Below are 11522 nucleotides of genomic sequence, written 5' to 3' on the forward strand. Positions count from 1 at the left end.
CCCCCCAGAACAATGCGCCGCAAGCGGCGCATTTTTCATGTCTGCGGGCAATCCGCGCCCCGAGTGGTTAAATTCGGGGGATGAGCACCGCGGCGCCACCCCTGGACCCCCCGCTGGCTGCCGCCAACGCCGCGGCCGCCAGCTTTGCCGCGCTGGAATCCAAGCTGGGCTACCTGGATGCGGCCGACGTCGAGCGCGTGCGCCAGGCCTACCGCTTTGCCGACACCGCCCACCTGGGCCAGCTGCGCCACAGCGGCGAGCCCTACATCACCCACCCCATCGCGGTGGCCGCGCAGGCGGCCGAGTGGAAGTTGGACGCCTCAGCCATCATGGCCGCGCTGCTGCACGACACCATGGAGGACTGCGGTGTCACCAAGGCCGACCTGGTCGAGCGCTTCGGCGCGCCGGTGGCCGAGCTGGTGGACGGGCTGACCAAGCTGGACAAGCTGCGCTTCAACACGCGCGAGGAAGGCCAGGCCGAGTCCTTTCGCAAGATGCTGCTGGCCATGGCGCGCGACGTGCGCGTCATCCTGGTCAAGCTGGCCGACCGCCTGCACAACATGCGCACCATGGGCGACATGCCGCGCAGCAAATGGGGACGCATCAGCGCCGAGACGCTCGAGGTCTACGCCCCCATCGCCCACCGCCTGGGGCTGAACCAGACCTACCGCGAGCTGCAGGACCTGGCGTTTCGCTACCTCAAGCCCTGGCGCTACAACGTGCTGTCCAAAGCCGTCACGCGCGCCCGCCAGCGCCGGCGCGACCTGATCCAGAAGGTGCAGCAGGACGTCGAGCGCGTGCTGGCCGAGGCCGGCCTGGCGGCGCGCATCATCGGGCGCGAAAAGCCCCTGTATTCCATCTACCGCAAGATGGACGACAAGCGCCTGTCCTTCGCCCAGGTGAGCGACCTGTACGGCGTGCGCCTGATCCTGCCCGACATCATCAGCTGCTACACCGCGCTGGGCCTGCTGCACCAGCTGTACAAGCCGGTGCCGGGGCGCTTCAAGGACTACATCGCGATCCCCAAGGTCAACGGCTACCAGTCGCTGCACACCACGCTGGTGGGGCCGGCCAGCATCAACGTCGAGTTCCAGATCCGCACCGAGGCCATGGACCTGGTGGCCGAGGCCGGCGTGGCCGCGCACTGGCTGTACAAGAGCGGCGAGCACGGCCAGCTGCACGACGCCCAGCTGGGCAACCAGTGGCTGCAGTCGCTGCTGGACATCCAGAGCGAGACGCGCGACGCCGCCGAGTTCTGGGACAACGTCAAGGTCGACCTGTTTCCCGACGCGGTCTACGTCTTCACGCCCAAGGGGCAGATCCTGGCGCTGCCGCGCGGCGCCACCGTGGTCGACTTCGCCTACGCCATCCACAGCAACGTGGGCGATCACACGGTGGCCGCCAAGGTCAACGGCGAGCAGGTGCCGCTGCGCACCGAGGTGACCAACGGCGACGTGGTCGAGGTCGTCACCGCCCCCGTGTCCAGCCCCAACCCGGCCTGGCTGGGCTTCGTGCGCACGGGGCGCGCACGCTCCAAGATCCGCAGCCACCTCAAATCGCTGGCGCAGGACCAGTCGCGCACGCTGGGCGACAAGCTGCTGGCGCAGGCGCTGCGCGCCGAGGGCCTGGGCAAGCCGCCGGGCGACGGCCCCGAGGACAAGCCGATCTGGGACAAACTGCTGCGCTTCACCGGCAACCGCGCGCGCGACGAACTGCTGCTGGACATCGGCCTGGGCAAGCGCAGCGCCAGCATGGTGGCCAAGCGCCTGGTCACGCTGCTGGGCGAGCAGGGCGTCAAGCCCGACGCGCTGCTGCTGACCCGCGCGCGCTACACCGCGCACGAAAACCTCTCGCAGGGCGCCGTCACGGTCGATGGCAGCGCCGACGTCTCCATCAAGTACGCCACCTGCTGCCGCCCGATCCCGGGCGACGGCCTGCTGGGCTACCTGGGCCGCGGCGAAGGCCTGGTGGTGCACACCGACGACTGCGCCGTGGCGCGCCGCCTGCAGCACAAGGACCCCGAGCGCTTCATCACCGTGGCCTGGGCCGACGAGCCGGTGCGCGCCTTCGAGGTCGGCATCGTCGTCACCGTGGTCAACGGCAAGGGCGTGCTGGCGCGCGTGGCCGCCGCCATCGCCTCGGCCGAATCGGACATCGTGCACCTGGGCATGCCCGACGAGGTGGCGCAGGACGCGCTGGACCTGCGCTTCGTCATCACGGTGCGCGACCGCACCCACCTGGACCAAGTGCTGCGCACCCTGCGCTGGACGCACTCGGTGCTGCGCGCCACGCGCACGGTTCCGACCGCCACCTGAGCGCCGTCTGAGCGTTGCCTACGCCACGGGCGCCGGATAGTCCACCGCCAGCACCTCGATCTCCTGCACCCCCGCCGGCGTGGGCAGTTGCAGCACGTCGCCCACGCGCGTGCGCAGCAGGGTGCGGGCGATGGGGCTGATCCAGCTCACCTCGCCCCGGCTGCTCTCGGCCTCGTCGATGCCCTTGATGGTCACGGTGCGCTCGGCGCCCTGATCGTCCGCATAGGTCACCGTGGCACCGAAGAACACCTGGTCGCCGCCGTGGTGCACGCTGGGGTCGGTCACCTCGGCGATCTCCAGGCGCTTGGTCAGAAAGCGCACGCGCCGGTCGATCTCGCGCAGCCGCTTCTTGCCGTACAGGTAGTCGCCGTTCTCGCTGCGGTCGCCGTTCTTGGCCGCCCAGTGCACCGTCTCGACCACCTTGGGGCGCTCTTCGTCGATCAGGTTCAGCAACTCGCCGCGCAGGCGCGCGTAGCCCTGCGGCGTGAGGTAGTTCTTGCCCCCCGCGGGCAAGGGCGGCAGCGCGACCTCGTCCTCGTCGTCGCCATCGCTTTCGCGCGTGAAAGCCTTGCTCATCGCCGCATGATAGCCATGCAACAATCGCACGATGGCCCTGTTTCACGGCACGTCGTTGCACCGGCGCCTCGTGCAGGCGCGCCGCACGCTGCTCAGCGCGGCCGTCCTCAACGGCGCGTCGGTGGCCGTCGGCATGGCGCTGGTGGTCGCCCTCATGCACGCCACATTCGGCGTGGCGGCCGCATCCAACGCCAGCGTGGGCACCGTCATCGCCCTCATCGCCGACAACCCGCGCGCGCGCCGCGGCAAGTTCTCGCATCTGCTGGCCGCCCCGCTGCTGGGCCTGCCGCTGTTCCTGGCGGTGCAACTGCTGCGCGGGCACCCGGCCGAGCTGGGCCTGCTGCTGGTGCCGGCCACCTTCCTGGCCTTTTTGTCGACCGCCTGGGGCCGCGCCGGCATGCCGGTGGCGGCGGCGGTGATGTTCGCCATGCTGCTGGCCATGGCGCCGCAACCGGCCACCAGCCTGCACGAGGCCCTGCTGCGCACCGCCTGGTGCGCTGGCGGCGCCTTCCTGTACGTGCTGTACGCCACGGCCAGCAACGCCCTGCTGAACGGGCGCTACCGAACCCAGACCATGGCCGGCGTGCTGCTGAGCGTGGCCGCGCTGATGCGCACCCACGCCGGCCGCTTCACGCACGCCCCGGCCGGCCCGGGACAGGCCGAGGACCCTGGCGCCGTCGGCGACGTGCTGCAGCGCCAGGCCGCGCTGGCCGAGCAGCTGCAGGCCGCGCGCGACCTGATTCTCGAATCGCCCAGCACGCCGCGGCGCCAGCGCCTGGCCGGCATGCTGATCGTGGTGCTGGAGCTGCGCGACCGCCTGATCGCCGGCGAGCTCGACATCGAACGCCTGCAGGCCAGCCAGCCCGCGGCCCTGGTGCCGCTGGCGGCCATGCTGCACACCATGGCCGGCGAGGTGGCGGCGCTGGCCGACGCCCTGCTGCTGGGCCGCACCCCCCAGCCCGCCAGCGACCACCGCGCCGCGCTGCAGGCGCTGCGCGAGCAGGCCGAGGCCCAGGCTGGCGCCAACCCGGACGACGGCCGGGTGCTGGAGCGCGCCGCGCTGGTGCGCAGCGTCTGCGTGCGCGTGGGCGACGAGGACACCGCCGTGCGCCAGCTGACCGCATTGGCCCGGGGCGAGCAGGCAGCCCAGCTGTCGGCCGTGCGCCGCGGCTGGCAGCTGTTCGTCAGCCCCGCCTACTGGTCCATCCAGCCGCTGCTGGGCGTGTGGCACTGGCGCCAGCCGGCGCTGCGCCATGCGCTGCGCGCGGCGCTGGCCCTCGGCGCCGGCTACGCGCTGGCACGCCTGCTGCCCTGGGGTTCGCGCGACTACTGGGTCTTGCTGACCATCGTCGTCGTGTTGCGCGGCAGCCTGGCGCAGACGCTGGAGCGGCGCAACGCGCGCGTGCTGGGCACGCTGGTGGGCAGCGGGCTGGCCGTGGGCCTGCTGGCGCTCCACCCGCCGGCCGCCGTGCTGTTGCTGCTGGTGGTCGTCGCCCAGGGGGTGGCCCACGCCTTCGTGGTGCGCCACTACGCCACCACCGCCCTGGCCGGCTCGGTGATGGGCCTGCTGCTGGCCCACCTGCTGTACAGCGGCGACCAGCCCGCCCTCGACTTCATCGAGCGCGTGGGCGACACCCTGCTGGGCACCGGCATCGCCTGGGCCTTCTCGTACGTGCTGCCTTCGTGGGAGCGCCACCAGGTGGCCGACACCGTGCGCCGCGTGGCCCGCGCCATGGGGCGCCACGCCAGGTTCTCGCTGGCGCTGGCCACGCTGGCCGAGGTCACAGGCCAGCCCGAGCTGGCCTGGCGCCTGGCCCGGCGCGAGGCCTACGACGCGCTGTCGGCCCTGGTGCTGGCCAGCAGCCGCGCGCTGGTCGAGCCGCGCGCCGTGCGCCCGCCCATCGCGGCGCTGGAGCAGCTGCAGGGCCACGGCTACCAACTGCTCGGCCAGCTCAGCGCCATCCAATCCATTTTGCTGCTGCGGCGCCACCGCCTGCAGCTCGATGCGGTGCAGCCTGCGCTGGACTCGGCGGCGCGCGTCATCGAGGAGGCGCTGGACATGACGCGCTCCTGGCAGCCGCCCGAGACCCCGTCCCACCCGGCCGACGACGCGCCGCTGCTGCGCTCGGCCGTGCCCGAGGTCCTGCCCGACCCCTTCGAGTCCGACTCCAGCGCCTGGCTGCTGCGCCGCCTGGCCCTGGCCTGCCGCCTGGCGGGCGCGGTGCGTGCCGATGCCGACCGCGTGCTGGCCGAGCTGGTGCCCCGTTCGGTCGACCCGGCACCCCACCGAGCCTGAGCGCCCGTGCCTCAGGCCCGGGCCGAGGCCGGCGCCGCCATGAAGCGCCAGGCCACCCACCAGCCCAGCGCCTGCGTGGCCAGCAGCAAGGCCACCGTGCCCGACCAGCCACCGTGGGCATAGGCCACGCCGCCCAGCCAGGCGCCGCAAAAACCGCCGGTGTAGTAGGCGGTGTAGTACAGGCCGCTGGCCAGCGAGCGGCCGTGGTCGATGCGGTAGGCGATGTAGCTGAGCGTGGCCGACTGCGTGATGAACGTGCCGCAGGACGCCAGCGCCAGTCCGGTCACGATGCCCGCCACCGAGGGCAGCAGCGTCGCCAGCACCCCCAGGGCCGCCAGCCCCACCGACAGCTGGATGGTGCGCCGCGCGCCCAGGCGCGGAATCCAGCGTCCCGCCAGCGGCGTGACCACCACCCCGATCAGGTAGACCGCGAACACGTTGGCCAGGGCGGCCGCGCTGAAGCGATAGGGCGCCGCCGCCAGGTGAAAGTTGACGAAGGTAAACATGCCCACCTGCGCAAACAGCGCGGTAAAGCCCAGCGCCCCCGCCGCCTGCAGCGCCGGATGGCGCAGCAGCGCCATCAGCGTGGCCAGGGTGCTGGCCACCCGCCGATCGGCCACGAAGTGGCGCGACGGCGGCAGCACGCGCCACACCAGCACCCCGCCCGCCACGTTGAGCACCGCCATCACGCCGAAGGCCGCGCGCCAGGACATGTGGTCGGTCAGGTGCCCCAGCAGAAAGCGCCCCAGAAAGCCGCCCAGCACGCTGCCGGTGATGTACAGCGTCATCACCCGCACCATCGCCGCGGCGCGGAACTCCTCGCCGATGTAGGCGATGGCCACCACCGTCACGCCCGGCACCGCCAGGCCCTGCACGAAGCGCCACACCGTCAGGCCATGCACCGTCTGCACGCCGATCATGGCCGCCGTGGGCAGCGCCAGCGCGAACACCGAGACCACCACCAGCGCCTTGCGTCCCAGCGCGTCCGACACCATGCCCATCAGCGGCGACACCAGCGCCACCCCCAGCACCGTGGCCCCCACGGCGCGGCCGATCTCGACCACCGTAGCGTGCAGGTCGCGCTGCAGCTCGGGCAGGATGGATTGCACCGAATACACCTGCAGGAAGGCAAACACGCCGACCAGCGCGATGGTCACCAGCAGCAGCGGACCGGGGCGGTCGTTGAAGTCGGCGGACGGGACAGGCGTGGAAGCAGCGGACATGGACACGGTGCCAGACGAAGGACGCACCCGTGACGCCGGCGGAAAAACGAAGGGATGGAGTCTACGCCCGCACCCGGCGCGGCGGATTGCGCACTTTGCGCACAATCGGGGGGGCGCCCACGAGCGCCCCGCCCTGCCATGAACGCCACCGACCTGTCCGCCCACACCCCCATGATGGCGCAATACCTGCGCCTGAAAGCCGACTTCCCCGACACCCTGCTGTTCTACCGCATGGGTGACTTCTACGAGATGTTCTACCAGGATGCCGAGCGTGCCGCGGCCCTGCTGGACATCACGCTCACCGCGCGCGGGCAGTCGGCCGGCCAGCCGATCCCGATGGCGGGCGTGCCCTTCCACTCGGTGGATGGCTATCTGGCGCGCCTGATCAGGCTGGGTGAGTCGGTGGCGATCTGCGAGCAGGTGGGCGACGTGGCCACCGCCAAGGGGCCGGTCGAGCGCAAGGTGGTGCGCGTGGTCACCCCGGGCACGCTAACCGACAGCGAGCTGATGAGCGACAAGAGCGAATCGCTGCTGCTGGCCGTGCACGCCGGCGCGCGCGGCCGCGCCGGCCTGGCCTGGCTGGCCGTCACCCAGGGCCGGGTGCAGCTGGCCGAATGCGCGCTGGACGAGCTGCCTGCCTGGCTGGAACGCATCGCCCCCAGCGAGCTGCTGCTGGCGCAAGACGCCACGCCCGCCTTCGAGCAGCGCCTGGCCGGCACGCGCGCCGCGCTGACCCACCGCCCGGCCTTCCAGTTCGACGCCGCGCTGGGCCGCCGCAAGCTGCTGCAACAGCTGCAGGCCGCCAGCCTGGCCGCCTGGGGCGCCGACGGCCTGCCGCAGGCGCACGCCGCCGCCGCCGCCCTGCTGACCTACGCCGAGCACACGCAGGGCCGCGCGCTGACGCACGTGCGGGCGCTGGCGGTGGAGCGCGCCGGCGAGCAGATCGAGCTGCCCGCCAGCACGCGCCGCAACCTGGAGCTGGTGCAGACCCTGCGCGGCGAAGACGCGCCCACCCTGTTCTCGCTGCTCGACACCTGCCTGACCGGCATGGGCAGCCGCTGCCTCAGGCGCTGGCTGCTGGCGCCCGCGCGCGCGCGCGCCGCCGCCCAGGCCCGCCACCAAGCCATCGCCGCGCTGCGCGAAGGCGGCCTGGCCGGGCAGCTGCGCGCCCAACTCAAGGGCACCAGCGACGTGGAGCGCATCACCGCGCGCCTGGCGCTGGGCCAGGTGCGTCCGCGCGAGCTGGTGGCCTTGCGCCAGACACTACAAAAACAAGAGCTGTTTGCTCTTTTTTCACGCGGGCCAGAGGCACTTTTGACCTTGATTTCGGGTGACCTGGCGCCGCCCGAGGCCGCCACGCAGCTGCTGCAGGCCGCCCTGCTGGCCGAGCCTGCCGCGCTGGTGCGCGAAGGCGGCGTGATCGCCCCCGGCCTGGACGCCGAGCTGGACGAGCTGCGCGGCATCGCCGAGAACTGCGACGCCTTTCTGCTGGAGCTGGAAGCGCGCGAGCGCACGCGCACCGGCATCGCCAACCTGCGTGTGCAGTTCAACAAGGTGCACGGCTTCTACATCGAGGTCAGCGCCGGCCAGGCCGCCAAGGTGCCGGACGACTACCGCCGGCGCCAGACGCTGAAGAACGCCGAGCGCTTCATCACGCCCGAGCTCAAGGCCTTCGAGGACAAGGCGCTGTCGGCGCAGGAGCGCGCGCTAGCGCGCGAGAAGTGGCTGTACGAGCAGCTGCTGGCCCAGCTGCAGCCGCACGTGCCCCAGCTCACGCGCTTTGCCGGTGCCCTGGCCGCGCTCGACGCCCTGTGCGCGCTGGCCGAGCGCTCGCTGACGCTGGGCTGGTGCGCGCCCACCTTCGTGCGCGAACCCTGCATCGAAATCCGCGGCGGGCGCCACCCCGTGGTCGAGGCGCGCCTGCAGGAGACCACCGGCCAGCCCTTCATCGCCAACGACACGCTGCTGGGCCCCAAGGCGCGCATGCAGGTCATCACCGGCCCCAACATGGGCGGCAAGAGCACCTACATGCGCCAGGTGGCACTGATCGCGCTGCTGGCCAGCATGGGCAGCTACGTGCCCGCGCAAAGCTGCCGCCTGGGGCCCATCGACGCCATCCACACCCGCATCGGCGCCGCCGACGACCTGGCCAACGCGCAGTCCACCTTCATGCTGGAGATGACCGAGGCGGCGCAGATCCTGCACACCGCCACGGGCGAGTCGCTGGTGCTGATGGACGAGATCGGCCGCGGCACCAGCACCTTCGACGGCCTGGCGCTGGCCTCGGGCATCGCCGCGCACCTGCACGACAAGGTGCAGGCCTTCACGCTGTTTGCCACCCACTACTTCGAGCTGACCGAGTTTCCGGCCACGCACCACGCGGCCTTCAACGTGCACGTGGCGGCGGCCGAGAACGGCCACGACATCGTCTTCCTGCACGAGCTGCAGCCGGGCCCCGCCAGCCGCAGCTACGGCATCCAGGTGGCGCGCCTGGCCGGCGTGCCCGCCGCCGTCGTCAACCACGCGCGCCACGCGCTGGCGCAGCTGGAGCAAGGCGCCGCCGCGCACCAGGCCCAGGTCGATCTGTTCGCGCCGCCACCGCCGGGCAGTGCACCCCCCGAACCCAGCGCGGTGGAAGCCGCCCTGGCCGCCATCGACCCGGATGCACTCAGCCCGCGCGAGGCGCTGGAGGCGCTGTATGAGCTGAAACGGCGGTCGGCAGACCCCGGCGCGGCCCATTGACTTTCGCGGCGGTCGCGCCTGCTACGCCTTCCCCACCGGCCGCACGTTCACCTTCTTGCCCTTGATACGCCCAGCGTTCAGCCGCGCCAGCGCCGCCTCGCCAATGTCGCGCGCCACGGCCACGTAGGTTGCGTACTCCATCACCTGAATCTTGCCCACCTGCTCGCGCGTGAAGCCGGCCTCGCCCGTCAGCGCGCCCAGCACGTCGCCGGGGCGGATCTTTTCCTTGCGCCCGCCCACGATCTGCAGCGTGGTCATGGGTGCGCGCAGGGGCGCCCCGGGCGCTGGCGTGAGCGTGTCCACGCCCTGCCACTGCGACGGCTGCCCGGTGAACTGCTCGATGCGGCCGATGCGGCCCATGTCGTCCATGGCCGCCAGGCTGAGCGCCAGGCCAGCCTCGCCCGCGCGCCCGGTGCGGCCGATGCGGTGCACATGCACCTCGGGGTCGGGGCTGATGTCCACGTTGATCACCGCGGCCAGCTGCGTGATGTCCAGCCCGCGCGCCGCCACGTCGGTGGCCACCAGCACCGAGCAGCTGCGGTTGGCAAACTGCACCAGCACCTGGTCGCGCTCGCGCTGCTCCAGCTCGCCGTGCAGCGCCAGTGCATCAAAACCTTGGGCCTGCAGCAGCTCCACCAGGGCGCGGCACTGCTGGCGCGTGTTGCAGAAGGCCAGCGTGCTCTCGGGCCGAAAATGCGCCAGCAGCCGGGCCACGGCGGGCAGGCGCTCGGCGGGCGCCACCTCGAAAAACAGCTCGCGTATGTGCTGGCTGGCGTGCCGCACGTCCACCTTCACGGTCTGCGCGTCGCGCATGAACTGCCGCGCCAGCCGCGCGATGTCCTCGGGGTAGGTGGCCGAGAACAGCAGCGTCTGCCGATCCTTCGGGCACTGGCGCATGACCTTCACCATGTCGTCGTGAAAGCCCATGTCCAGCATGCGGTCGGCCTCGTCCAGCACCAGGGTATTGAGTGCGTCGAGGTTCAGGGTCTCGCGAAACAGGTGATCGAGCACGCGCCCCGGCGTGCCGACGGCGATGTGGGCGCCGTGCTCCAGGCTCGCCGCCTGGCCGCGCAGCGGGCTGCCGCCGCACAGGGTGACCACCTTGATGTTGTCCTCGGCCCGCGCCAGGCGCCGCACCTCGGCCGCCACCTGCTCGGCCAGTTCGCGCGTGGGGCACAGCACCAGCGCCTGCACCGCAAAGCGGCGCGCATTCAGGCGGGCCAGCAAGGCCAGCGCAAAGGCCGCCGTCTTGCCGCTGCCGGTCTTGGCCTGAGCGATCAAGTCCCGCCCCTGCAGCGCCAGCGGCAGGCTGGCCGCCTGGATCGGGGTCATTTCCAGATAACCCAGCTGCTGCAAATTGGCCTGGGTGGCGGGCGTGAGCGGCAGGCCGGCAAACGATGTCGCGGCGGTGCCAGGGGACGCGAGCGGCGCCGGGGTCAAAGAAGTGGTCATGGGCGATTATCGACACCATCGCCCAAGCGGTGCGACACTCGCGCGGCGACACGCTTTCAACCCCCGCAACCGTTCTCCCCCATTCCCGCTTCCATGCCCTCCATCGTCTTCTCCCACGGCAACAGCTTTCCGGCCAGCACCTACGGCGTGATGCTGGACAGCCTGCGCCAGCGTGGCTGGGCCGTGACCGCCATCGAAAAATTCGGCCACGACCCGCGCTACCCCGTCACCGACAACTGGCCGCACCTGGTGCAGCAGCTGGCCGACTTTGCCGCCGCGCAGAAAAAGGCCGACCAGGGCCAGGCCCCCATCCTGCTGGGCCATTCGCTGGGCGGCATCCTGAGCCTGATGTGCGCCGCGCAACGCCCCGAGCTGGCGCGCGCCGTGGTCATGCTCGACTCGCCCGTGCTGGGCGGCTGGCGTGCCAGCGCGGTGCACGTGGTCAAGCGCACCGCGCTGATGCAGCGCCTGTCGCCAGCGCAGATCAGCCGCCGCCGGCGCGACCAGTGGGACGACCGCGAAGCCGTATACCAGCACTTTGCCGGCAAAAAAGTGTTTGCCCGCTGGGACCCGCAGGTGCTGCACGACTACGTGAACCACGGCACGGTCGACGCCGAGGGCACCTGGCGCCTGGCCTTCGACCGCGAAGTCGAGTCGCGCATCTACGAAACCATACCCCACAACCTGGGCCACCTGCTGCACCGCCACCCGCTCAAATGCCCGCTGGCCTTCGTCGGCGCCCTGCAGTCGGCCGAGATGAAGCAGGTGGGCGGCACGGACAACACGGCCCGCCTGGCCAAGGGCCGCGTGACGATGATCGACGGCACGCACCTGTTCCCGATGGAAAAGCCCCTGGCCGCGGCCGCGGCCGTCGAGGCGCACCTGCGCGGGCTGGGTCTGGCCTGACACAAAGTCGGC

General features: G+C 71.7%; 7 protein-coding genes. 4 read left to right on the plus strand and 3 right to left on the minus strand.

Features of this window, described 5'->3' with window-relative positions:
• Positions 1 to 80 precede the first annotated feature (80 nt).
• The gene (locus H6927_15230; GenBank protein MCP5219444.1) at positions 81 to 2315 is read left to right on the plus strand and encodes a bifunctional (p)ppGpp synthetase/guanosine-3',5'-bis(diphosphate) 3'-pyrophosphohydrolase; all 2235 of its coding nucleotides are present in this window, start codon (positions 81 to 83) and stop codon (positions 2313 to 2315) included.
• Between the two features lie 18 nt (positions 2316 to 2333).
• Here the strand turns inward: H6927_15230 and greB are convergent, their stop codons facing one another.
• Positions 2334 to 2891, minus strand: a complete 558-nt coding sequence (gene greB / locus H6927_15235) for a transcription elongation factor GreB (protein MCP5219445.1) — start codon at positions 2889 to 2891, stop codon at positions 2334 to 2336.
• Between the two features lie 31 nt (positions 2892 to 2922).
• Here greB and H6927_15240 point away from each other — a divergent pair, with 31 nt between their 5' ends.
• Positions 2923 to 5187, plus strand: a complete 2265-nt coding sequence (locus H6927_15240) for an FUSC family protein (GenBank protein ID MCP5219446.1) — start codon at positions 2923 to 2925, stop codon at positions 5185 to 5187.
• Between the two features lie 11 nt (positions 5188 to 5198).
• On the opposite strand, the gene H6927_15245 is transcribed toward H6927_15240, so the two are convergent.
• On the minus strand, positions 5199 to 6410 hold the full coding sequence (locus H6927_15245; protein ID MCP5219447.1) for an MFS transporter: 1212 nt from the start codon (positions 6408 to 6410) through the stop codon (positions 5199 to 5201).
• 138 nt (positions 6411 to 6548) lie between these two features.
• Here H6927_15245 and mutS point away from each other — a divergent pair, with 138 nt between their 5' ends.
• Complete coding sequence (gene mutS / locus H6927_15250) at positions 6549 to 9152, plus strand: DNA mismatch repair protein MutS (protein ID MCP5219448.1); 2604 nt, start codon at positions 6549 to 6551, stop codon at positions 9150 to 9152.
• A gap of 21 nt (positions 9153 to 9173) precedes the next feature.
• Here mutS and dbpA read toward each other — a convergent pair whose 3' ends face one another.
• A complete protein-coding gene (gene dbpA / locus H6927_15255; GenBank protein ID MCP5219449.1) occupies positions 9174 to 10604 on the minus strand; it encodes an ATP-dependent RNA helicase DbpA in 1431 nt (476 codons plus the stop codon).
• A 93-nt stretch (positions 10605 to 10697) separates the two neighbouring features.
• On the opposite strand from dbpA, the gene H6927_15260 reads away from it, so the two are divergent.
• Complete coding sequence (locus H6927_15260; GenBank protein ID MCP5219450.1) at positions 10698 to 11510, plus strand: alpha/beta hydrolase; 813 nt, start codon at positions 10698 to 10700, stop codon at positions 11508 to 11510.
• Positions 11511 to 11522 lie beyond the last annotated feature (12 nt).

The sequence above is a fragment of the Burkholderiaceae bacterium genome (assembly GCA_024235995.1).
Classification (GTDB): domain Bacteria; phylum Pseudomonadota; class Gammaproteobacteria; order Burkholderiales; family Burkholderiaceae_C; genus Ottowia.

Bases quoted from the DNA above. Each gene is read 5' to 3' on its own strand.
- H6927_15230 (MCP5219444.1), top strand. From the start codon at position 81: ATGAGCACCGCGGCGCCACCCCTGGACCCCCCGCTGGCTGCCGCCAAC.
- greB (MCP5219445.1), bottom strand. From the start codon at position 2,891: ATGAGCAAGGCTTTCACGCGCGAAAGCGATGGCGACGACGAGGACGAG.
- H6927_15240 (MCP5219446.1), top strand. From the start codon at position 2,923: ATGGCCCTGTTTCACGGCACGTCGTTGCACCGGCGCCTCGTGCAGGCG.
- H6927_15245 (MCP5219447.1), bottom strand. From the start codon at position 6,410: ATGTCCGCTGCTTCCACGCCTGTCCCGTCCGCCGACTTCAACGACCGC.
- mutS (MCP5219448.1), top strand. From the start codon at position 6,549: ATGAACGCCACCGACCTGTCCGCCCACACCCCCATGATGGCGCAATAC.
- dbpA (MCP5219449.1), bottom strand. From the start codon at position 10,604: ATGACCACTTCTTTGACCCCGGCGCCGCTCGCGTCCCCTGGCACCGCC.
- H6927_15260 (MCP5219450.1), top strand. From the start codon at position 10,698: ATGCCCTCCATCGTCTTCTCCCACGGCAACAGCTTTCCGGCCAGCACC.